The organism is Metabacillus arenae, from assembly GCF_014773385.1.
Classification (GTDB): domain Bacteria; phylum Bacillota; class Bacilli; order Bacillales; family Bacillaceae; genus Metabacillus_D; species Metabacillus_D arenae.
On record NZ_JACXAI010000006.1, the window covers coordinates 107954 to 131720 of the forward strand.

General features: G+C 38.7%; 24 protein-coding genes and 1 riboswitch. Of the genes, 20 read left to right on the forward strand and 4 right to left on the reverse strand.

Annotated elements, in window-relative coordinates; genetic code table 11:
* Positions 1-105 precede the first annotated feature (105 nt).
* The 6 genes from IC621_RS06965 to pyrE are packed head-to-tail and all read left to right on the forward strand — an operon-like array spanning position 106 to position 7425.
* Positions 106-1206, forward strand: a complete 1101-nt coding sequence (locus tag IC621_RS06965; RefSeq protein ID WP_191157081.1) for a carbamoyl phosphate synthase small subunit — start codon at positions 106-108, stop codon at positions 1204-1206.
* The gene (gene carB, locus IC621_RS06970; RefSeq protein ID WP_191157091.1) at positions 1191-4403 is read left to right on the forward strand and encodes a carbamoyl-phosphate synthase large subunit; all 3213 of its coding nucleotides are present in this window, start codon (positions 1191-1193) and stop codon (positions 4401-4403) included. The genes IC621_RS06965 and carB overlap by 16 nt, the downstream gene beginning before the upstream one ends.
* Before the next feature lie 14 nt (positions 4404-4417).
* Positions 4418-5179, forward strand: coding sequence for a dihydroorotate dehydrogenase electron transfer subunit (locus IC621_RS06975; RefSeq protein WP_191157289.1), 762 nt, complete (start codon positions 4418-4420; stop codon positions 5177-5179).
* On the forward strand, positions 5173-6108 hold the full coding sequence (locus IC621_RS06980; protein ID WP_191157093.1) for a dihydroorotate dehydrogenase: 936 nt from the start codon (positions 5173-5175) through the stop codon (positions 6106-6108). Before IC621_RS06975 ends, IC621_RS06980 begins: the two co-directional genes overlap by 7 nt.
* Positions 6077-6796, forward strand: coding sequence for an orotidine-5'-phosphate decarboxylase (pyrF, locus tag IC621_RS06985; RefSeq protein ID WP_224752368.1), 720 nt, complete (start codon positions 6077-6079; stop codon positions 6794-6796). Before IC621_RS06980 ends, pyrF begins: the two co-directional genes overlap by 32 nt.
* Entirely contained in the window at positions 6793-7425 is a 633-nt protein-coding gene (pyrE, locus tag IC621_RS06990) for an orotate phosphoribosyltransferase (RefSeq protein WP_191157291.1), read from the forward strand. The genes pyrF and pyrE overlap by 4 nt, the downstream gene beginning before the upstream one ends.
* Before the next feature lie 294 nt (positions 7426-7719).
* Here the strand turns inward: pyrE and IC621_RS06995 are convergent, their stop codons facing one another.
* On the reverse strand, positions 7720-7989 hold the full coding sequence (locus IC621_RS06995; RefSeq protein ID WP_191157095.1) for a hypothetical protein: 270 nt from the start codon (positions 7987-7989) through the stop codon (positions 7720-7722).
* 461 nt (positions 7990-8450) lie between these two features.
* Positions 8451-8562: riboswitch (SAM riboswitch) on the forward strand.
* 112 nt (positions 8563-8674) lie between these two features.
* Here IC621_RS06995 and IC621_RS07000 point away from each other — a divergent pair.
* From IC621_RS07000 to IC621_RS07060, 13 genes are all read left to right on the forward strand, one after another.
* A complete protein-coding gene (locus tag IC621_RS07000; protein WP_191157097.1) occupies positions 8675-8818 on the forward strand; it encodes a YezD family protein in 144 nt (47 codons plus the stop codon).
* A 312-nt stretch (positions 8819-9130) separates the two neighbouring features.
* Positions 9131-9832: a phosphoadenylyl-sulfate reductase gene (locus IC621_RS07005; RefSeq protein ID WP_191157099.1), complete on the forward strand. Its 702-nt coding sequence runs from the start codon at positions 9131-9133 to the stop codon at positions 9830-9832.
* Between the two features lie 12 nt (positions 9833-9844).
* The gene (locus IC621_RS07010) at positions 9845-10903 is read left to right on the forward strand and encodes an inorganic phosphate transporter (protein ID WP_191157101.1); all 1059 of its coding nucleotides are present in this window, start codon (positions 9845-9847) and stop codon (positions 10901-10903) included.
* Positions 10904-11108: 205 nt separating this feature from the next.
* A complete protein-coding gene (gene sat, locus IC621_RS07015) occupies positions 11109-12245 on the forward strand; it encodes a sulfate adenylyltransferase (protein WP_191157103.1) in 1137 nt (378 codons plus the stop codon).
* A 16-nt stretch (positions 12246-12261) separates the two neighbouring features.
* Positions 12262-12861: an adenylyl-sulfate kinase gene (gene cysC / locus IC621_RS07020; RefSeq protein ID WP_191157105.1), complete on the forward strand. Its 600-nt coding sequence runs from the start codon at positions 12262-12264 to the stop codon at positions 12859-12861.
* Between the two features lie 13 nt (positions 12862-12874).
* Complete coding sequence (locus tag IC621_RS07025; protein WP_191157107.1) at positions 12875-14497, forward strand: nitrite/sulfite reductase; 1623 nt, start codon at positions 12875-12877, stop codon at positions 14495-14497.
* A 14-nt stretch (positions 14498-14511) separates the two neighbouring features.
* Positions 14512-14727: a DUF3906 family protein gene (locus IC621_RS07030; RefSeq protein WP_191157109.1), complete on the forward strand. Its 216-nt coding sequence runs from the start codon at positions 14512-14514 to the stop codon at positions 14725-14727.
* A gap of 19 nt (positions 14728-14746) precedes the next feature.
* Complete coding sequence (gene cobA / locus IC621_RS07035; protein ID WP_191157111.1) at positions 14747-15523, forward strand: uroporphyrinogen-III C-methyltransferase; 777 nt, start codon at positions 14747-14749, stop codon at positions 15521-15523.
* On the forward strand, positions 15523-16302 hold the full coding sequence (locus IC621_RS07040) for a sirohydrochlorin chelatase (protein ID WP_191157113.1): 780 nt from the start codon (positions 15523-15525) through the stop codon (positions 16300-16302). The genes cobA and IC621_RS07040 overlap by 1 nt, the downstream gene beginning before the upstream one ends.
* Positions 16290-16847, forward strand: a complete 558-nt coding sequence (locus tag IC621_RS07045; RefSeq protein ID WP_191157115.1) for a precorrin-2 dehydrogenase/sirohydrochlorin ferrochelatase family protein — start codon at positions 16290-16292, stop codon at positions 16845-16847. The genes IC621_RS07040 and IC621_RS07045 overlap by 13 nt, the downstream gene beginning before the upstream one ends.
* Positions 16848-17323: 476 nt before the next feature.
* Positions 17324-18088, forward strand: a complete 765-nt coding sequence (locus IC621_RS07050; RefSeq protein ID WP_191157117.1) for a sulfite exporter TauE/SafE family protein — start codon at positions 17324-17326, stop codon at positions 18086-18088.
* 291 nt (positions 18089-18379) lie between these two features.
* Positions 18380-18679 carry a hypothetical protein gene (locus IC621_RS07055; protein ID WP_191157119.1) on the forward strand — a complete coding sequence of 100 codons (300 nt, stop codon included), beginning with the start codon at positions 18380-18382 and terminating at the stop codon, positions 18677-18679.
* A gap of 80 nt (positions 18680-18759) precedes the next feature.
* Positions 18760-19584 (forward strand): phosphosulfolactate synthase, encoded by an 825-nt coding sequence (locus tag IC621_RS07060; protein WP_191157121.1) that lies wholly within the window; start codon positions 18760-18762, stop codon positions 19582-19584.
* A 210-nt stretch (positions 19585-19794) separates the two neighbouring features.
* On the opposite strand, the gene IC621_RS07065 is transcribed toward IC621_RS07060, so the two are convergent.
* Entirely contained in the window at positions 19795-20913 is a 1119-nt protein-coding gene (locus tag IC621_RS07065) for a mandelate racemase/muconate lactonizing enzyme family protein (protein ID WP_191157123.1), read from the reverse strand.
* A 304-nt stretch (positions 20914-21217) separates the two neighbouring features.
* Here IC621_RS07065 and IC621_RS07070 point away from each other — a divergent pair, with 304 nt between their 5' ends.
* Entirely contained in the window at positions 21218-22480 is a 1263-nt protein-coding gene (locus IC621_RS07070) for an MFS transporter (RefSeq protein WP_191157125.1), read from the forward strand.
* A 2-nt stretch (positions 22481-22482) separates the two neighbouring features.
* On the opposite strand, the gene IC621_RS07075 is transcribed toward IC621_RS07070, so the two are convergent.
* Entirely contained in the window at positions 22483-22947 is a 465-nt protein-coding gene (locus IC621_RS07075) for a DUF441 domain-containing protein (protein ID WP_191157295.1), read from the reverse strand.
* Between the two features lie 46 nt (positions 22948-22993).
* Positions 22994-23710 carry a 2-phosphosulfolactate phosphatase gene (locus IC621_RS07080; RefSeq protein WP_191157127.1) on the reverse strand — a complete coding sequence of 239 codons (717 nt, stop codon included), beginning with the start codon at positions 23708-23710 and terminating at the stop codon, positions 22994-22996.
* Between the last annotated feature and the right edge of the window lie 57 nt (positions 23711-23767).

The following is a 23767-nucleotide window of genomic DNA, read 5'->3' on the forward strand; positions in this document are numbered from 1 at the left end:
ATTTGTGCAATGAGATAAGCATGCCATTCATTTTCGATGCAAATAGTATAAAAACTATGCAAATACTGCGAAGGTTAGAGAACTAGTCACCATAGGAGGGCTTTGATGAAAAGATTATTGGTTTTAGAAGATGGAACTATTTTTAAAGGTGAAGGCTTTGGCAGCGAAAAAGCTATTGCAGGGGAAGTCGTTTTCAATACAGGGATGACAGGTTATCAAGAAATCCTTTCAGATCCTTCTTATTGCGGGCAGATTGTCACTCTTACTTATCCGCTAATTGGAAATTACGGTATAAATAGAGATGATTTTGAAACGATCTCTCCTTCTGTTAATGGGTTGATTGTAAAAGAATTATGTCAACTTCCTTCAAACTGGAGAAGTGAGTATTCATTAGATGAATACTTAAAATTAAAAGAGATCCCGGGTCTAGCTGGGATTGATACTAGGAAGCTTACACGAATTATCCGTAAACACGGAACATTAAAAGGAATGTTCTGTTCTGCAGATGTAAGTGTGGAGGAGATCCTTCAAAAGCTTAGAAAAACAGAATTACCCCGAGATCAAGTTCAGAAAGTTTCAACAAAAACAGCTTTCCCAAGTCCTGGACGCGGTCATCGCATTGTTCTCGTTGATTTTGGTATGAAGCACGGAATACTTCGGGAATTAAATAAACGGAACTGTGACGTAGTTGTTGTTCCTTATAACATTACAGCTGATGAAGTTCTGCAGTTAAAACCTGACGGGATTATGCTTTCAAATGGTCCTGGGGATCCAAAAGATGTAGAGGTTGCGATGGAAATGATCAAAGGCTTATTAGGGAAGGTGCCCTTGTTTGGAATTTGCTTAGGACACCAATTATTTGCCCTTGCTTGCGGAGCTGATACAGAGAAGATGAAATTTGGCCACAGGGGCTCTAATCATCCTGTAAAGGATTTATCGACTGGGAAGGTAGCGATTACTGCGCAAAACCATGGCTACACCGTTAAAAGTGATTCTCTTGAAGGTACTAACTTAATAGCGACTCATGTCGCTCTAAATGATGAAACTATCGAAGGCTTGCAGCACAAAAATTATCCAGCTTTCACAGTACAGTATCATCCTGAAGCATCTCCGGGACCAGAAGATGCCAATAACTTGTTCGACCGCTTTATATCCATGATTGAAACATCAAAGAAAGAGGGGACAGCCGTATGCCTAAACGCCTAGATATTCAAAGAATACTTGTAATAGGATCAGGTCCAATCGTTATTGGTCAAGCAGCTGAATTTGACTATGCAGGAACACAAGCATGTATTGCTTTAAAGGAAGAAGGCTATGAGGTTATTCTCGTTAACTCCAATCCTGCAACAATCATGACTGATACCGAAATTGCTGATCAAGTCTATATTGAGCCATTAACACTTGAATTTGTCACACATATTATCCGCAAAGAACGCCCAGATGCCATTTTACCTACTCTTGGAGGTCAAACAGGCTTAAACCTTGCTGTTGAATTAGCTGAAGCAGGAGTCCTTGAAGAATGTAATGTGGAAGTGTTAGGAACGAAGCTATCAGCTATTAAACAAGCAGAAGACAGAGAGTTGTTTAGAGACTTAATGAATGAACTTTCAGAGCCAGTTCCAGAAAGTGAAATTATTCATACTCTAGATGAAGCCAAATCGTTTGTTGAACAAGTAGGATATCCTGTCATTGTAAGACCAGCCTATACATTAGGCGGAACTGGCGGCGGAATTTGTGAGGATGAAGAGGATCTTGTAGAAATTGTTACAAATGGACTTAAATTAAGCCCTGTTACTCAATGCCTGCTCGAAAAAAGTATTGCAGGATTTAAAGAAATTGAATATGAAGTCATGCGTGACAGTCACGACAATGCCATTGTCGTCTGTAATATGGAAAACATTGATCCTGTCGGCGTTCATACTGGTGACTCAATCGTTGTAGCACCGAGCCAGACGTTAAGTGACAGAGAATATCAATTATTAAGAAATGTCTCTCTTAAGATCATTCGCGCCCTTGAAATCGAAGGGGGCTGTAACGTTCAGCTTGCGCTCGATCCAGATAGTTTTCAATATTACATTATTGAAGTAAATCCGCGTGTAAGCCGTTCATCTGCGCTAGCTTCAAAAGCAACAGGCTATCCGATTGCAAAGCTTGCTGCTAAAATTGCTGTCGGGTTAACACTCGCTGAAATGATGAATCCTGTTACAGGCAAAACGTATTCTTGCTTCGAGCCGGCTTTAGACTATGTTGTTTCTAAAATCCCGCGCTGGCCATTTGATAAATTCGAATCTGCAAACCGCAGGCTGGGAACGCAAATGAAAGCAACAGGCGAAGTAATGGCGATCGGAAGAACATTTGAAGAGTCTATATTAAAAGCAGTCCGTTCCCTTGAAGCAGATGTTTATCATTTAGAATTAAAAGATGCAGACGAAATCGACGATGAACTGCTTACAAAAAGAATTAAAAAAGCTGGGGATGAAAGGTTATTCTACCTTGCAGAAGCGATTCGAAGAGGGATCACCATTGAAACGATTCATGAGTGGAGCATGATCGATCTATTCTTCTTAAACAAAATCGAAAAAATCGTCAGATATGAAGAGGTTCTCAAGGAAAATGTATTTAATGCAGAGGTCATGCAGACAGCGAAAGAGTTAGGATTCTCAGATATTGCCCTTGCAAAGCTATGGAATACAACAGAGCGTGAAATTTATGAATATCGAAAACAATCTGATATCATTCCGGTTTATAAAATGGTTGATACATGTGCTTCAGAATTTGAATCAACTACACCATACTTTTATGGAACATATGAAGAGGAAAATGAATCACTTGTAACAAATAAAGAGAGTGTCATCGTGCTTGGTTCTGGACCAATCAGGATTGGACAAGGGATTGAATTCGACTATGCAACAGTTCACTCTGTTTGGGCGATAAAGGAAGCAGGGTATGAAGCGATTATTGTGAACAACAACCCGGAAACTGTTTCAACAGACTTCAGTATTTCAGACAAGCTTTATTTTGAACCTTTAACAATCGAGGATGTTATGCATATTATCGATCTAGAAAAACCTATGGGTGTTGTTGTCCAGTTCGGCGGACAAACCGCGATCAACCTGGCAGAGGAGCTGTCAGCGAGGGGAGTTAAAATCCTTGGAACAACCCTTGAGGATATTGATCGAGCGGAAAATCGCGACAAATTTGAATTAACGTTAAATGAATTAAACATTCCTCAGCCAAAAGGTAAAACAGCAACTTCTGTCGATGAAGCAGTTAAGATTGCATCAACTATTGGATATCCCGTCCTTGTAAGACCATCCTATGTTCTAGGCGGGCGTGCAATGGAAATTGTTTACCAAGAAACAGAACTGCTCCATTACATGAGGAATGCTGTGAAAATAAACCCGCAGCACCCCGTTTTAATTGATAAATATTTAATTGGAAAAGAAATTGAAGTGGATGCCATTTCAGATGGTGAAACAGTCATTATTCCTGGAATCATGGAGCATATTGAAAGAGCAGGCGTTCACTCAGGCGACTCAATCGCTGTTTATCCGCCACAAACGATTTCTAAGCATCTTAAAGACAAAATTGTGGATTATACAATTCGCTTGGCAAAAGGATTAAACATTGTTGGATTACTTAATATCCAATTTGTCATTTACAAAGATGATGTGTTCGTTCTCGAAGTGAATCCACGTTCAAGCAGAACGGTGCCATTCTTAAGTAAAATCACCAAAATCCCAATGGCCAATTTAGCAACAAAGGTCATTTTAGGGAAAAATTTAAAAGAACACGGATTTGAACATGGTCTTCAAGAAGAAGCATCAGGAGTTTATGTAAAAGTACCAGTATTCTCATTTGCTAAGCTGCGCAGGGTAGATATTACACTCGGACCTGAGATGAAATCAACTGGTGAAGTAATGGGGAAAGATTCAACCTTGGAAAAAGCCCTTTATAAAGGACTAATTGCTTCTGGTATTAACATTCAAAAATATGGCTCAGTTCTTCTTACGGTAGCAGATAAAGATAAAGAAGAAGGCTTAGAAATTGCCAAGCGTTTTTACGATATCGGCTATCAGATTCTGGCTACAAGCGGGACAGCAGAGTTTCTGAAGGAAGCAGGGGTGCCGTCAAAAATCGTAAATAAAATTGGAACGGAATCACCGAACCTTTTGGATGTGATTCGAAACGGTGAGGCCCAGTTTGTCATCAACACACTTACAAAAGGCAAGCAGCCAGCACGAGACGGGTTTAAAATTCGCAGAGAATCGGTTGAAAATGGTGTGCCGTGTCTAACCTCCTTGGATACAGCAAGAGCGATCCTTAGAGTCTTGGAATCAATGAGCTTTTCAACAAATGCTATGCCTGCTCAAAAAAAGGCACATGAGGTGAGTTTTTCTTGAAAAAACGTGAAGAAATGAAAGTTGTTTTCCAAAGAGAGATTGCCGACAAGATTTTTCATTTAACATTAACAGGTCAACAAGTTGCCAATATGAAACAGCCTGGCCAATTTGTGCATCTTAGAGTTTCTGAAAATATCGCACCATTATTAAGAAGGCCGATCAGTATCTCGGCTATCAATCAATCAGCTAAGGAATTTTCTATGATCTACCGCGTGGAAGGGAAGGGAACTTCTCTTTTAGCAAAGAAACAACAAGGCGATCTCGTTGATGTATTAGGGCCGCTTGGCCAAGGATTCCCTATCCGCAACCTTGAGGCAGGGCAAACAGCTCTGCTTGTAGGGGGCGGGATAGGAGTCCCACCTTTATATGAGCTTTCTAAGCAGCTTTGCGAAAAGGGAATAAACGTTATTCACGTATTAGGATTTCAATCTAAAAAAGATGTTTTTTTTGAAAAAGAATTTAATAAGCTAGGAGAAACATATGTCACAACAGATGATGGGACTTACGGGACAAAAGGATTTGTCACAAGCTTACTGCAGGAATTAAATCCAGACTTTGATTGTCTTTATTCTTGCGGCCCTACACCTATGCTAAGTGCACTAACTAAGATGTTTCCGCACAAAGAAGTTTATATATCACTTGAAGAACGGATGGGCTGTGGAATTGGAGCTTGCTTCGCTTGTGTTTGCCATACTTATGAAAGCGATGTTTCCTATAAGAAAGTGTGCAGTGACGGGCCGGTCTTTAAGTCAGGGGAGGTTAAACTTCAATGTTAGATATAAAATTACCAGGCTTATCGCTTAAAAACCCTGTAATGCCTGCTTCTGGTTGTTTTGGATTCGGAAGAGAAATGGCTGAGCTGTATGATTTAAGTCAGCTTGGTGCCATAATGATCAAAGCTACAACTTTAGAGGCGAGATTCGGAAATGATACACCCAGAGTAGCGGAAACGCCAGGCGGCATGTTAAATGCAATTGGATTGCAAAATCCCGGACTTGAGAACGTGATTGGAAATGAATTACGCTGGCTTGAGCAATTTGATGTGCCGATTATTGCAAATGTAGCTGGTTCTACAATCGAGGATTATGTTGAAGTGACAAGAGAAATCAGCCGGGCTGAAAACGTTAAAGCCATTGAACTTAATATCTCCTGTCCGAATGTAAAAACGGGCGGTATTGCTTTCGGAACAGATGCAGAGATTGCTGCACAACTGACTAGAGCCGTTAAAGAAGTGTCTGAAGTACCTGTCTACGTGAAACTATCTCCAAACGTATCAAATATCGTTGGCATTGCAAAAGCGATCGAAAATGCAGGTGCTGATGGATTAACGATGATCAACACATTACTTGGGATGAGAATCGATTTGAAAAAAGCGAAGCCTATTCTCGCAAATAAAACGGGAGGACTATCAGGTCCGGCGATTAAACCAGTTGCCATTCGGATGATTCACGAAGTAAGTCAGGTGGTCAATATCCCGATTATCGGAATGGGTGGAATTGAAAATGCAGAGGATGTGCTTGAATACTTTTATGCTGGAGCAAGCGCAGTAGCAGTTGGTACAGCAAACTTTGTCAATCCTTACATTTGCCCGGAAATTATTGAAGAATTGCCTGCTTTATTACATTCATATGGAATTGAGCATATTTCAGAGTGTGTGGGAAGGAGCTGGAAGAATGATCGACAAAGAGCTTATCATTGCCCTTGATTTTTCCTCAAAGGAGGAAGTACACCACTTCCTGCAGCCTTTTAAAGGTAAGTCACTGTTTGTAAAAGTGGGAATGGAGCTTTTTTATCAAGAAGGCCCGGAGATTATTCACTATTTGAAAAATGAAGGGCACAGGATTTTCCTAGACTTAAAGCTTCATGATATTCCGCATACTGTTTGCCAGGCAATGAAAGGCTTGGCCAAATTAAACGTTGACCTTGTGAATGTACATGCTGCAGGCGGCAAAAGGATGATGGAGGCAGCCATTGAAGGATTAGAGGCAGGAACACAATCAGGCTTTTCAAGACCTTCTTGTATCGGGGTTACACAGCTAACAAGCACTTCTTCTTCGATGCTAAAAGAGGAATTGTTAATAGAGAGAGACCTCGATGAGACTGTATTCCATTATGGGAAGCTTGCTTTTGAAAGCGGTCTTGATGGGGTTGTTTGCTCTGTCCATGAAGTGAAAACGATTCATGAAAAGATATCCCCTTCCTTTTTAACTGTAACACCTGGCATACGATTAAATGAAGATCGTGCAGATGATCAAGTCCGGGTAGCGACGCCTGGCTATGCAAGAAGTACTGGAACATCAGCTATAGTTGTCGGAAGAAGCATTACAAGAGCGGCGGAACCCTTCAATGCTTATTTAAAAGTGAACGATGAATGGAAAGGATTGAAAGTATGAAAAAGGAATTGGCAGAGGACTTGTTAAAGATTAAGGCTGTGTTTTTGCAGCCAAATGAACCTTTCACTTGGTCGAGCGGAATAAAATCTCCCATTTATTGTGATAACCGTTTAACATTATCTTATCCTGAAGTAAGAAAGAAAATTGCATTAGGTTTATCAGATCTTATTAAAACTCACTTTCCCCAGGCAGAGGTCATTGCAGGCACAGCAACAGCAGGCATTCCACATGCAGCATGGGTGAGTGAGGTATTAGATCTGCCAATGTGCTATGTCCGCAGTAAGCCGAAAGGCCATGGAAAAGGAAATCAAATTGAAGGAAAAGTAAATGCCGGTCAAAAAGCCGTAGTGGTAGAGGATTTAATCTCTACTGGCGGCAGTGCGATTACAGCAGTCGAAGCTTTAAGACAAGAAGGCTGCGACGTATTAGGGATTGTATCCATTTTCAATTATGAGCTGCCAAAGGCCGATGAATTATTATCGGAAGCAAAGATTACAGCAGTTTCGTTAAGCAATTATTCAGCGCTAATCGATGTTGCCCATTCAAAAGAGTATGTCACTGACAAAGACTTGAAAAAGCTTCAAAAATGGCGCTCAAATCCTGAGTCCTCTGACTGGTTAAACGGTTAAAGTGAAACATCCATCAGTGGGGTGTTTTGCCCCACTGATGGTTAGTTGAACCAATCGGACCTATACGGGCAGTTATCCCCCCTACCTACGTTTTTAACAGAAAATTAAAGTTGGGGTTTTACTGCCCGTTAAGAGTGGGATAAAGTGAAACTTCCATCAGCGGGGTTTTTTCATCCCCCATTAAAGGTTTCAAGTGACAATCAAAGTTTTCTTCCATATTTTTCTTCCCACTTTTCTATTTTTCCCTAGACGCTTGAGCTGTTCGACTTTACAGCTTTGTTTAAATGACTCTATCTACAACCATTGGAAGAGTAAAGTAATAAAAGAAAGCATCGCAATGATAAAAAAGACAAGCTTAAATACAAATGCAATACGGCTTGGGGCAACCTTGTAAAGAAGACTCCAAGCCATTTTTCCAATCCATCCGAATAATGAAAGTGATCCATTTGATGACTGTTGAATTTCTTCAAATAGCTGTTCGTTCGGCTCGTGAATTAGAGATAATGCGACAGCAAAACTCCCTGTAAAGAGGGCAATAAAAGATAAAATAACTGACTGGAGCACAAAAAACACCTCTATCTATTTATAAATCTCTCTATTTTTTAGCTTCACATATTGAAAGAAAAGTCGCAGAAGCTTGATTACGGTAAACATCACTTAAAACCTTTCGTGCACTTCTTTATTTTACGTAAGTATCTATTCCTCCCATTTTACATTTTTATTTGCAAATATTCCAAGTTCCTAAGTCGGAATAATTGATTCTTAATTCATCATCTAACAAAAAATTAAAGGTCAATACAATGTAAGAAGCTGGCTTCTATACGCTTCAGGCTATAACGCTTAATTCCAGTAAGTAACGAAGCTTTTTTCATCAAATATTTATCATAATTAGTCTAATATAAATTCTTTTGAATGAGGGATAAAATTAGGAAAAAAGCCTGATTTTTTAAAAATAATTAATCCTATCAAAAAACTCGGGTTGACTTTTGTTCGAATTGTGCTAAAATTTGAATTCAATAGGAACTTTCTTATCCAGAGAGGTGGAGGGAACTGGCCCATCGAAACCCGGCAACCTGCATATACATGTGTGTAAGGTGCTACATCCAGCAAAATGTCAGCCATTTTGGAAGATAAGGTTATGAAACTATAACCTTAACAATCTTTCCAAATTGGAAAGATTTTTTAAGTTGATAATGGATTTGGAACGAAAGAAGTTTGTAATCTCGATTTGAAGTGAGGGGGGACTTCAATGGGGCGAGATGAACACATTGATGAAGTCATCCATAAACTGAAAGAGATGCTTCAACAAATGAAGTTCGGAAGTATTACGTTAATTATTCAAGATGGAAAAGTAATTCAATTAGAAAAAAGTGAAAAAGTAAGATTAAAGTAATAAGATTGCTAACTAGACAAACTAGAGGCGGGGTTAACCATATTGCGTTAAACATCAGCTCACATAATCGCTTAAATTCCTCTAAATAAGTGTGAGAAGGATGTACCCGAGCAGTTTGTTAACCCCGTCTCTTTTTGATGGAAAAACTGTTTTTAAATCCCTTGTTGAGTTAGTGTATTTTCCTGAGGTGAGAGGTCGGAGATGAGACTAGAAGCAATCGGCGATTCACCGATTGCCTATAACCAACTTTCTATTTCATCTCAAAAACAACGATCTATTAGAAAAGAGACTATTGAAAAGAGGTGAAAGTTTATGATTACTTATCAAGAATGGGAACAGGAAGAACTCCAAGTTGAAATTGACAATCCTGATAAAGGAGCGCTTAATGCCCTAAAGTGGGCTTATAAAGAATATGGGGAAGATATTATTTATGCATGCAGCTTCGGGATTGAAGGAATTGTATTGATTGATTTGATTCATCAAGTAAATCCGAAGGCGAAAATTGTTTTTCTTGATACAAATGTACATTTTAAAGAAACGTACGAAACGATTGATAAAGTGAAAGAAAAATATCCGGACCTTCAGATTGAGCTAAAACAACCTTCCCTTACTTTAGAGGAACAATCTAAACTTTACGGTGAAGAACTTTGGAAAACAAACCCAAATGAATGCTGCCGTTTGCGTAAAGTGCTTCCGCTCGAGCAGGCCCTCAGCGGTTACAGCGCTTGGCTCTCAGGGCTAAGAAGAGAACAATCAGAAACGAGAAAGAATGTTCAATTTATTAATAAAGATGATCGATTCCAATCCATTAAGGTTTGTCCGCTCATCCATTGGACATGGAAGGATATTTGGCGCTATGCTCACAAGCATGACCTCCCTTATAATCCTCTACATGATCAAGGCTATCCGAGCATTGGCTGCGCTCCATGCACCAAACCAGCCTACACGATGGATGATCTTCGTTCAGGCAGATGGACAGGAAATCAAAAAACAGAATGCGGTTTGCATGGATAGTGGTGAAAGGTAATGGTTGAAATCGTAGCAGTCATCATCAGTTTATTTTTCGCCATGAATATCGGAGCAAGTGGTGCTGCTGCTTCAATGGGAATTGCTTATGGTTCTGGTGCGATTCGAAAAAGACGCATTGCACTATGGATATGTGCTTTGGGAGTCATCATGGGCGCAGTTATTGGCGGTGGAGAAGTTGTAAAAACGATCAGCTCAGGAATTATGCCTTCTTCGATGATGTCAATGGAGGTAGTCATTATTATCCTGTCGTCTGCCACGCTTTCTTTATTTTTGGCAAACTTAATGGGGATTCCGCTCTCAACTAGTGAAGTCACAGTTGGGGCAGTCGTAGGAATTGGAATTGCCTATGAAGTACTTTATGTCAATTCTCTGCTTTTTATCATGGCATTTTGGGTGATTGTTCCGGTAATTGGATTTTTAGTAACGTATATTTCAGGGAAGCTGATTTTTTCAAGACCAAGCATAAAAAAGGCTCCTAAATTTCTAACCATCATTCTAATAGCGGCCGGATTTCTTGAAGCTTTTTCAGCAGGAATGAACAATGTTGCAAATGCTGTTGGACCTTTGGTCGGAGCTGGAGTGATGTCTACCACAACAGGTACATTGATTGGCGGTCTGGCAGTTGGTATTGGCGCAATCGTGCTTGGCGGTAAAGTACTTGAAACAAACGGAAAGAAGATCACACAATTTACAAAAGGTGAGGGGATCCTGCTATCAAGTACAGGAGCAGGCTTAGTCATTATTAGCTCGATATTTGGCTTACCTGTACCTTTAACTCAAGTAACAACCTCATCCATCATCGGTATTGGGATGGCAAAAAAAGGAAGAGGGGTATTTCATAAGCAAATCGTTCAAAAAATGTTAAAAGTGTGGATTGTCTCTCCACTTTTCTCATTAACGATCTCATACTTCCTTGTGCAATTATGGCTCCTTCAGCACTATTACTCACTTGTTGTCTTAATAAGTGTAATGATTGCGACCACAGGAGCAATTAGTCTAAAGAAAATGGTAATGGATGAAAAACGTGCTATCCAGGAGCAAGGCGGAGGCATTTAAACCCAAGTAAATAGGTTGTATTTGTAACTTGTTGTTATTGAATCGTAGTTAGTCTTTTATCTATCCGTCAGGTGAGAGGGCGAGACCAATCGGTGACACACCGATTGCCTTTCTTCGACTTGCTTATACTTCAAAACCAACAATTTAATAGATATACTCAACCAATAAAACACAGTAAAAAGATTAGATTAGGAGGAATTTTTTCATGAGTTTACAACCGCATGGTGGAACATTAATTCAAAAATATCAACCCGATTATCCAATCGATCAAATCGATCAGGAAATTGAAATAGATGCAACATCATTAAGTGATTTAGAATTAATCGGAATAGGGGCATACAGTCCGTTAGAAGGCTTCTTAAATCAAGAAGACTATAAATCTGTTGTGAAAAACATGAGACTTGCAAACGGAACTGTTTGGAGTATTCCCATCACTCTTCCAGTGGGAGAGGAGACAGCTTCTCACCTGCAAATTGGAGATGCTGTAAAGCTGTCTTACAAAGGGAAAGTATTCGGAGTCCTTAACTTGCAAGACCGCTTCAAGCCAGATAAAGAATTAGAAGCACTGCAAGTCTATCAGACGAATGATACGAATCATCCAGGAGTAAAAAAGCTTTATGATCGAGGGGATGTTTATCTTGGCGGAGAAATTATCCTGACGAAACGTACTGCTAAGCTTTTTGAAGAACACACCTATGATCCAAAAGAAACAAGAGAAGCCTTTAAACAGCGGGGATGGAAAACGATTGTCGGATTTCAAACGAGAAACCCTGTCCATCGCGCTCATGAATATATCCAGAAAACAGCTTTAGAAACAGTTGACGGATTATTCTTAAATCCTCTTGTTGGGGAAACAAAGTCAGATGATATTCCAGCTGACATAAGAATGGAAAGCTATCAAGTGTTATTACAAAACTATTATCCTAAAAACAATGTATTTTTTGGAGTTTTCTTAGCAGCAATGAGATATGCAGGACCAAGAGAAGCAATCTTTCATGCATTAGTTCGAAAAAATTACGGGTGCACTCATTTTATCGTCGGCAGAGATCATGCAGGTGTTGGCGACTATTACGGAACATATGATGCACAGCTCATGTTCGATCAATTTTCTCCTGAAGAATTAGGAATTGTTCCATTAAAATTTGAACATAGCTTCTACTGCAAAAAATGTGAAGGAATGGCTACAACTAAAACATGTCCGCATGATAAAGAGCATCATGAAATATTATCGGGTACAAAAGTTAGAGGGATGTTAAGAAGCGGGGTAACACCACCAAGCACATTCAGCCGCCCAGAAGTAGTCGAGGTATTAATAAAAGGTTTAAGCAAACAGCCGGTATAGAAAGAGAGGAAACAAAGTGAGTAAATCAACAAATATCGTTTGGCATCAAACTTCTATTCAAAAAGAAGACAGAAGAAACAAGAACGGACATGGAAGCTTTGTTCTCTGGTTTACCGGCTTATCCGGTTCCGGAAAATCTACAATCGCAAACGCACTTGCACAAAAATTATACGAAGAAAACAAACAAGTGTTTGTGTTAGACGGAGATAATGTAAGACATGGGTTAAATAAAGATTTAGGCTTTTCAGAGGAAGACCGGAAAGAGAATATTCGTCGGATTGGAGAAGTATCAAAGCTATTTGTTGACAGCGGACAAATCGTAGTGACAGCATTCATTTCTCCGTTTAGGGAAGACCGTGAGCTTGCACGCTCCATCCTTGATAAAGACGAATTTATTGAAGTTTATATAAAATGCTCTTTACAAGAATGCGAAAAAAGGGATCCAAAAGGACTTTATGAAAAAGTGAGAAAAGGTGAGATTAAACAATTTACAGGTGTTGATTCACCCTATGAAGAGCCTCTTGCTCCTGAATTGGTTGTTGATACACAAAAGAATTCCATTGAAGATTGTGTGAAAGAAATTATTCAATTCTTGCAGCTCCAAAACAAAATATAAGAGGGTTAAAATAATGGGATATGAGAAAATTTGGAAAAATAATGAAAAATTGAATAAAACAGAACTAGTAAAACTTGAAAAAGACGGCTTAGAAATCTTTAAAGACATTCCAAATTATGCTGAAAAGGGCTTTGAGTCAATCCCTAAAGATCAGTGGGATCTTTTTAAATGGGCTGGCTGTTACCTCCAACGCCCTAAAGAAGACGGCTACTTCATGATGAGAGTAAATATTCCATCTGGAATTTTAAATAACGATCAAGTTGTTACACTTGCAAACATTGCAAAGGATTATGGAAGAGATGTTTATGATATTACAACTAGACAGGCAATCCAATTTCATTGGCTTCGAATTGAAGAAATACCAGATATCTTTAACCGTTTAGAAGCAGTAGGCCTTTCTTCCGCAGGCGCGTGCGGCGATATAACAAGAACCATTGTAGGAAATCCATTAGCAGGAATTGACCCTCATGAATTATTTGATACAACTGAAATTGTAAAAGAAGTGTATGAGTTTTTCCAACACAATGAGGATTTCTCAAATTTACCTCGTAAATATAAGATGTCAATTAGCACAAACAAACAGAATGCTTCAAATGCAGAGATTAATTGCATCTCTTTTACACCTGCAACAAAAGTCATTGCTGGAGAACGTGTAGCCGGTTTTCATTTAAAGCTGGGCGGCGGCCTTTCTGCAAAGCCATATTTAGCCCAAACACTTGATTTGTTTATTCTTCCTGAACAAGTGAAGGACGTGGCAATTGCTGTCACAACCATTTTCCGTGATTATGGATATCGAGAAAAACGTCATCTTGCAAGACTGAAATTTTTAGTGGCAGACTGGGGTCCTGAAAAATTCAAAGAAAAGATTATTGAAATGACTGGTCCTCTTGAAGCAAAAGGAACGGATGAAGATGATACGTGGAATGCTGGGTATTTCTATGGTGTGAACCCTCAAAAACAAGAGGGCTTAAATTATGTTGGCTTGAACGTACCTGTTGGAAGATTAAATTCAAATGAAGTGTTAGAGCTTGCAAGAATTTCAAAAAAATATGGAAACGGTGAAATCCGCAACTGTAATTCGCAAAATCTCATCATCCCGAACATACCTGATCATTTAGTGGACGAACTTTTAAGTGAGAAAATCTTTGAAAGAATAACGGTTCATCCTAAACCTTTTATTGGCTATTCTGTTTCTTGTACAGGAATTGAATATTGTAATCTAGCTTTAGTCGAAACGAAAGAAAGAATGAGAAGAATTGCAGAGTTCTTAGACGAAGAGGTCTCACTTGATGTGCCAGTTAGGATTCATATGGTGGGCTGTCCAAATTCCTGCGGACAAAGAGCGATCGCCGACATTGGTCTTCAAGGAATCAAAATGAAAACAAAAGAAAAAGGCATGATTGAAGCATTTGAAATATATGTAGGCGGGACATTGTTAGACGGCGGAAAATTCAACGAAAAACTTAAAGGGAAAATTGATGGTGAAGACCTTCCGGGCGTACTAAAACAATTGCTTATCTATTATAAAAACACGAAACAAGAAAAAGAAACGTTCTACGATTTTATGAATCGAATTGGTCTGGAACCATTACAGAACGAGTTGAATGAAATTTTAACCCAAGGGCAGGCAGTATAAGGAGGATTTTCCTTTTGAATTTGTATCGCTTTGAGGTTACAATTGAAAAAAAAGTTACACATGTGGTAGTTGCTGCTGAAAATGATGAAAAAGCATTTTCAGCAGTAGAAGTAGAGTTAGAGAAGTTTTATCTTAAGCTGCCAAACATTCAAGATATTTCTCTATATGAAAGAAAAAAAATCCGAAACGGATCTGGATTCGTCTTAGATAAACCAGAAACCACATCTTAATCAAGAGGGGGAAGCTTATATGGGAAAGGTGTATCTTGTTGGAGCGGGTCCTGGAGATTCAGATCTGATAACAGTAAAGGGAATGAAGGCAATTAAAAAAGCAGATGTTGTCTTATATGACCGTTTAGTAAATAAAGATCTGCTTGAATACGCAAAACCAGATGCTGATCTAATCTACTGTGGAAAGCTGCCAAACTACCATATCATGAAGCAAGAAACCATTCATCATTTTTTAGTAAAGTTTGCAAAAGCAGGAAAGGTTGTCACACGCTTGAAAGGTGGAGACCCTTTTGTATTTGGAAGAGGCGGGGAGGAAGCAGAATATCTTGTCCGTCATCAAATACCATTTGAGGTCGTGCCTGGGGTTACATCAGGAGTCGCGGCAGCAGCTTATGCAGGAATTCCTGTCACTCACCGTGAAGTAAGCGGGAGTGTGGCATTTATAACAGGTCATAAACGAAAAGGGACCGAAGAAGATATTAAATGGGAAGCTTTAGCTAATGGAATCGATACCTTAGCTATTTACATGGGCATGAGCAACCTTTCTTATATTCTTGAGAAGCTGATTTTAAACGGGAAAAGTAAACAGACTCCTATAGCAGTTGTCCATTGGGGCACATCTGAAAAGCAGCAAACAATAACTGGAACCTTAGAAACGATTGAGCAAGAAGTGATAAAACATCGGATCGGAAATCCGAGTATGATTGTCATTGGAGAAGTGGTGAAATTTCATAACCAACTAAGTTGGTTTGAATCAAAAGAAGAGATTTCTAAACTCGCAGGAGAGGCTTTATAATGAAACAAGCTATTTTATATGTTTGCCATGGAAGCCGGTTAAAAGAAGCGTGTCAGGAAGCATGCCAGTTTATTGATAAGGTCAAGCCTTTTGCTGGCGCACCTATTCAAATTACTACTTTTCTCGAATTATCACCACCCACTATTGAAGAAGGATTTAAACAATGTGTGGAGAAAGGAGCGACTCATATAGCTGTCGTTCCTTTACTTCTATTAACGGCAGTCCATGCAAAAAAAGATATACCTAAGGAGATCCTTAGTTGTATGGAGAATTATCCAGGAATCCATGTGACCTATGGAAGACCAATTGGGGTCCACCCTTTAATTCCTGAAGTCGTCATTGATCGAATCAATGAACGAATTCAAGCAACGCCGGATGGAAAAGTAGTTTTAATTGGAAGAGGCAGCTCTGATCCAGCTGTTAAAAAAGATTTACAAGAAATTGCTGCCTTTGTTCAAAAAAAATCTTTTTTTCCAGAAGTAAATGTATGTTTTTTGACCGCTGCTAAACCAAGCTTTCATGAAATGCTGGAAGTATTAAAAATGGAAACGAAACCGGTCTATCTTGTCCCATATTTACTTTTTACAGGGTTGTTAATGAAGGATATAGAGAAAGAGGTAAGGGCCATTAATGAGGTAAAAGACAATTTGTTTTTAACCAATTATATTGGATTCCACCCGCATTTAGAAAAAATATTTTTAGATAGAGTAAACGAAACGGTTCTTAATGAAGACCAGCAATTTTCGTTTCGGAAAGAGGAAATAAATTGCTCCCATTGATGATCGATATGAAAAATAAACAGGTTGTCATTGTGGGAGGAGGAAAAATAGCCCTTAGACGCCTCCGGCTCTTAAAAGAAGAAGGTGCACACCTTACTGTAGTAAGTCCGCAAGTAAATGATGAAATAAAAAATTTAGCGGCAAGCGGCAAGATTGTGTGGAAGAAAAAGGAAGTATGTACTGAAGATATTAAGCAAGCTTTTTTAATAATAGCTGCAACAAATGACCCGAATATAAACGAATGGATTGCAGGACAAGTTTCTGGCCATCAGTTAATAAATGTTGTTCATAAAGCTGAAATAGGAAATGTACAGGTTCCTAAAATCGTGAAAAAGGGCAAGCTAATCTTTTCAGTTTCTACCTCAGGTGCAAGCCCATTGCTTGCAAAAGAGTTTAGCGAAAAATTTGCCTCATTAATTGATAAAGACATTGAAAAAAAATTAGAAGAATACCATCAGTATAGGGAACAATTGAAGTCCTCGAATCTTTCTGAAGAAGAAAGGAAGAAGGCATTAAAACAAAAATTGGATCTTGACAAACTTTAAGTGCCAGGTGCAAACCGGCACTTTTGCATTATACAGATGCGAGTGAAATTTTCTCAACATTTAATCAATTAAATCTATTTTGAGATTTTAATAATTTCGGTTAAAATCCTTTGGCGAATCTCCCCAAAAAATAGTTTCTCTATTTAAGAAAACTGTATTCCTTCTTTTCAAACTATCGGTCTTTATCAATGGTGAATGAAAAAATTTTTAAGTGGATCTAATTTTGTATGTACTATTATGAGCTTGAGTTTTTTAATTGATCGATCATGAAAACAATTTTTTTAAATGTAGAGCCCTTTATTTTAATAAAAAAACAAAATTAATAAGCGGAATTTTAAGTTATGGTTGCTAGCTATGACGGGTACCATTTTCCTCGTCTAGGCATATATCAATAACTATAATCTACTGAGACAGTTTTTTCTCTTGTATAGTAGAGCAAATCCATTCCAGCAAAAAAGGTAAGCGAGTTGAAAATGATGAGCATAGAAATAATCATAATGGGGTTCTTTGTTGGGTTATTAATAGGTTTAACGGGAGTAGGAGACGCTGCCCTTTTGACTCCCATCTTAATTGCCTCAGGTATTAATCCAACGATTGCTGTAGGTACAGATCTTGTCTACAATTCAATCACCAAGCTTTCTGGAGCTGTCCAACATTGGAGACAAAAAACAATTAATTTCAAATTAGTAAAATATCTTGCGATTGGGAGTATTCCAAGTGCAGTTGCAGCAATCAGCTTGTTGAATTTCTTTAACGACAGTCATCTTAATCAAGATCAGATCATTAAAAATGCCCTTGGTTATGTTCTTGTATTAGTTGCTATCTCAATTATTATCCGCTTGTTTATGGATAAAAAGTTACGGCCGAACCGGTTGCAATTAAAGACCATTGAACAAAAGAAAGGGCTGACAATTTTAATTGGTGTTATTTTAGGCTTTATTGTAGGGCTCACGTCCATTGGATCAGGCTCATTGTTTGCCGTTGCGATGCTTTACGTGTATCAGCTAAAGGCATCTGAATTAGTGGGTACAGATATTGCACATGCCTTTTTGTTAGTAACAGTTGCCGGCTTGCTTTATTTAGGAACAGGACATATCGATTATCCTCTACTAATTAACCTTTTAGCAGGTTCGGTACCCGGGGCAATGATTGGCAGCACATTCTCTGCCAAAATACCGGCAAGACCGCTGCGAACTGTGATCGCGGTATTGATTCTTATAAGCGGAATCAAGCTATTATAACAGAAGACTGTTACCTGAACATTTTGGTCTGCCTCCTACAACAAAGTTTCTCACCTCAAAATGAAATTATCTCGAGGTGAGAGGTTAGATTGTGTGGCTAAAAGCAGTCGGCGATTCACCGATTACTATCTAGTATAGATCTCTGAGCAGAATACTGAAATAATTACGCATACCAAACCGGTCGCGTATTTTTTTTATATATTTTAGCCACCATAAAGAGAAACTGCTTTTTTACTTACAAATAAAATCTTAGTGAAAAGTTGATTATATATCGGAAAGGAGTACTGACAAGTGATATTTTTTCAACCAGAGTTTCGCACTGAGCAGGGAGAAATCATAAATGTGGTCGATACGAACGGTAAAGCTGTAGGGTACCTTGCCTATTTGTATAAAGATGAAAAAGACCTATATATTATGGGGCAGTTGGATAATCCAGGTGAGAAGCAGAACTTTATTGACATGACATCTAATTACATTGATGGTCTCAAAAAATCTATTCTCGGAAACGGAGAGAATGAACCGAATCTTTTTATCCATCTCGGCGGTGAGGCAATGGATATAGACAAAACCAAGGATGAGGAAAGTGGGTAAAGGATTCCCTAAGAACCTCCGCATATAACTATGCATAGGATGGTTTACATAGACAATTACCCATTAGGAGGGACCGTTCTGTGAATCATCTGCACAATATTTGTCATCCACAACTTATTGATCCATCAGGTGAAAGGGCCAGTAAGTCAGAAGAACTTGGTTTAACTATGTTAATAGATAAAGGAATAAGTATAGCTTTATTTGAAGAACACCTGCAGCTTGGAGGTCAATATGTTGATTATATAAAACTTGGCTTCGGTACAACGATGCTGTATCCGCCAGAACTATTGAAAAAAAAGCTTCTCTTGGCAAAAAAAGAAAATGTTACCTTATACCCGGGAGGAACATTATTTGAAATTGCCTGCCACCAGGATGTATTAAAAGAGTACTTCGATTATATGCAATTAATAGGCTTTGATCATCTTGAAATTTCCGACGGAACGATTGAGCTGCCTGCTAAAAAAAGGCAAAAAATTATTCAGGAGGCAGTTGAAAAAGGATTTACTGTCATAACGGAGTGCGGTAAAAAAGCTCTTGGCAGCCATTTTGAAGTAAAAGAATTAGAACAAACCCTATACTCAGATCTTGAATGCGGCGCATCTTACGTGATTGTAGAAGGAAGAGAATCGGGCGAAAATGTCGGCATTTTTAATGAGGAAGGGCATATTGATAAAGAATTCCTTCAAGATATCGAAAAGACAATCCCTTCCAATATGAGGAAATATCTGATTTGGGAAGCACCACAAAAAAACCAGCAAATTGAATTAATTCATTTTTGGGGAAGAAACGTCAATATGGGAAATATTCAATTCGAAGATGCCTATAACCTGGAATGCCTCAGAAGGGGTTTAAGATTTGATACATTTTTATTAAACCGGCCAGGACAGATTTTGCAGCCAGATTAAAAATAGGTAAAAAACTGGAGTGGAAGGTATTTCACTCCAGCTTCTCATTGTGATTAACGTAATAAAGAAAACTATCTTTACCAGCTTTTGAACAATATCTCCCAAAGGTCTAAGCCAATCATCTTCAAAAGATGAAAGAACTATATTAATGCGGGGCATCGTATGTATGGTCACCGAACGACCAGCGACTCACATTTTTCGTTAAAAGGCTTAATGGTATATGGTTCCATCCCATTGATATTTTTTCAATTTATCCATATCAATTTCCGCTCCAATCCCAATTTCATCAGGTATTTTTACTATTCCGTTTGTTGGTTGAACTGATAAAAGGGAAGTAAACGGATTTTCCATCACATCCCATTCCACTGGTTCAATTTGCTCATGATCCATTTTACTCCATGGAGGCAGACAGGCTTGGACAAATAAAGAATATAATCTTGAAATCGGTCCGTCAAATGAGTGTGGGGAACTCCTTACTCCAAAGGATCGGGAGAGCTGCACCGTTTCACGATATTCGTTAATTCCGTTTACATGCATGACATCCGGTTGAATAATATCAATTGCCCCTTCCTTTAAAAGAGGAAGAAACTGTGCGGTGGTCTTTAGATTCTCTCCACCCGCGACCGGAATTGACAGATTGCTTCTCAGGAGCTTATAGTCTGCCAGCTGGTCCATTGGAATTGGTTCTTCAAACCATAACATATTTGACCATTCCCTAAAATATCGATCCCATATACGCGCAGTCGCAGCGTCGTAACTTTGGTTCGCATCCAGGGCAAGGCCAATTTTTTCTTCCAACAACCTTTGTACAGAGTGAATATGAGCTTGATCTTCCTGAAGTGTTCTTCCGCCAATCTTCACTTTTATCATTTTAAATCCCCTGCATACCGCTTGATCAATCAACTCCAAAGAATGTTTCAACCAATCTTCTTCTTCCGAGTACGATTGAAATGAAGCATATACTGGTATTGAATCTCTCAATTTCCCTCCCCATAGGTCGCATACTGAAAGTCCAGCTGATTTGGCAATAATTTCCGTAAGCGCCATACTAATTCCTGCGGCCGCCCTCTTATGCCATTTTTTTATAACACCGCAAATATGCGTCCGATCTGTCGCTTTCTTACCTAATAAATATGGAATAATACGTTCAGAAAATCCTTTTTCTAACGTAGGCAGCCAGTCGATACATTCTCCCCATCCATGTATCCCCGAATATGTCGTTATTTTAAATAAAAAACATGTTCGGTACTTCTTATATCCATTGGCATCACCATAGGGTTTAGTAAGTTTATACAGCAACGGAAAAATTTCTACTTTTTCAATTCTCAAATGAATTACCTGCCTTTTTATTTACTAACTGCTTTTCTATAGCAAAGTCTATGTCTTAGAGAGTTAAGTTTACCTCCCCCGAGTCGGAAGGTTATTTGGGAGACTCGAGGTGACCGTGTTTCACAGCTTGCGATTTATCTTTAGCCCCATTTTTTTGAAAAAAGCCAATCCAACTGAGGGTGATTTATACATAATTAGGTTACGGAAAAAATTAATAAACATGTACCAACACATCTGATTGAATCAAATAGTAAGGAAAAGGAAAAGGTAAACAGAGAACAGATATGAAAATGGAGGAAGGAAAATGGAAGCAAAACAAGGAAAGGCAAACATAGTTGCAATTGCCCTGATCCCTTTAGTAATGGTTTTAGGAAATTCTATGTTAGTACCTGTACTTCCCACCATGAAATCAAAGTTAGATTTATCCGGTTTTCAAGTCAGTCTCATCATTACAATGTTTTCACTTGCAGCAGGATTAATTATTCCTTTAGTTGGTTATTTATCTGATCGGTATGGTCGAAAGTGGATTATTGTTGCATCATTAGTTATTTATGGAATTGGTGGAGTCGTTTCAGGATTAGCTGCTTGGTTAATGGATAATTCTTATGGAATGATTCTTATCGGAAGAATCATTCAAGGAATAGGAGCCGCGGGTACCTCACCGATAGCTATGGCTTTAATTGGTGATGTTTATTCAGGTGCCAAGGAAAGTAAAGCACTTGGTATTATTGAATCTACAAATGGATTGGGGAAAATCCTTTCTCCTATATTTGGATCTCTCATAGCACTTATCATCTGGTTTGCAGTATTTTTTACTTTTCCGATTCTTTGCTTCGCAACAGCTGTTTTTGTATGGTTTGGGGTAAAGGAAAAGAAAAAAAAGAAGGGGAAGCCTCTGCCTGAGTATCTTGGAGCGTTAAAGCAAATATTTAAACAGAAGGGAAGATGGCTGATTCCTGCCTTTTTAGTTGGATCAGTAGGCTTATTTATCCTTTTTGGAGTTTTATTTTATTTGTCAGATATTTTGGAAGAATCGTTTAAAATTGATGGAATTATAAAAGGATGTATTCTAGCTATTCCATTGCTCGGAATGGTGGTTACAGCCTATATTACAGGAGCGAAAATAAAACAAAACAAACCTTTAATTCGAAAAATAATGGTCACGGGGCTCCTCTTGTTAACTGGGGCTATGCTCGCAGTATCCTTCTTTCAGCAAATCTTTCTCATGGTTGGGCTTTTAACTTTGGGTAGTATAGGAACTGGTCTTTTGCTGCCTTGTTTGAACACATTAATCACAGGTGCAGTTGAAAAAGCCGAGAGAGGAATGATCACTTCTTTATATGGAAGTGTGCGTTTTCTCGGTGTGGCTTTTGGTCCTCCTCTTTTTAGCTGGTTAATGAAAATTTCCCACCAGATCGTATTTTTCAGCATGGCCGGTTTAAGCCTAGTAACATTAATTATTGCCTTTTTATTCATTAAACCGGGAAAAAGTAAAAAAGGAGAAACAGGCAGTGAACAAAAATTGGCCACTCTTTTTAGGAAGAGGGAAAAGGTACCTTCAACCTAATATTAAAAAACTTTTGATAGAAAATAGATAATTTTCATTAACAAAGCAGTGATTGCAGCGGCCATCAGAGGGCCGACTGGAATACCACGCAAAAAAATGATTCCGATGATAGAACCAACAACAAGACCAACGATCATATGCGGTTCAACTCGAAGCATTTCTAATCCCTTTCCATTCATATATGTAGCGAGCGCACCACCTGCGAGCGCCACCGCTCCTGAAAGTGTTGTAAGGAGGAGTAAGATGTCTTTCCCGGTAATTTTTCCGCTTGCGAATGGTACTAAAACGGATATCGTCAAAAACATAAGCCCGAGTTCTAATCCGCGTCTTTCTAACATCGGAAAAAATCGCTCCAGCGAGGATAATTTCAATACTAACAATATGCTTGCAGCTGTGGCAATAATCGGAGAGCGGCCAATTAAGCCGATAACAATCAGAATGACGAGCGCTATTTCACCTGAAGAAATATTCATTATTTCATCCAACCCCTGTCCCATTTTTCCTATTACAGGTTTATGTGTTGGTTTTAGAAAGTATTCTATTTTCCTTTTTGATTGGAACTATTTGTAAGATGTCTATTTGACCGCAATATTTGATATCATCCGTATAGTTGTGCGACGTTAAACGCTTTCCAGTAGTAGTCGTAAAAAGTAGGTCAGGAAGCCCCTTGGAAAGTTGAAGAAAGCAAGCTTCCATTGCTTTAGAAAAATCACAGGTCTCGATTGAAGGGGCCTGTTTTTTCGCTAAATGGACCATCAAGCCTGCGGCAAGTCCATCTTCTAATGCAAATTCATTTCGGGAACCTGCACAATAAATGGTTATATCACCGTTTTGAACCAATGCTTCTGTTATACAAGCTGTGGCGTTCAAAAAACAGCCTATTAAAAGCATGTCTGCTTTGGCGGCTTTTTCAACTGCTTTTGTCCCATTTGTTGTTGTCAGAACAAGGTGTTTTCCAGTATGGTCCTTTTTTCTAATAACGGTAGGAGAGTTATTGTAGTCAAAACCATCAATTTTTTCGCAATGCCACTCCCCGGCAAGAACAGTGTTTTTTGATTGCAAAGCAAATGCCTCATTAACGGTTCCAACTGGAGTAATAGAATCGAAACCTGAGGTTAAAGCAGTTACCATTGTGCTTGAGGCTCTGAGTACATCAATTACGATTACCGTTCGGCCGTTTACATGTTCAGTGGTGATTTCTTCAACGGTTGATACCGTTTCAATTCGCATAATTATTTCTCTCCTTTATGCTTTTTAGGTTTATGAACTTAATATATGACAATTTGG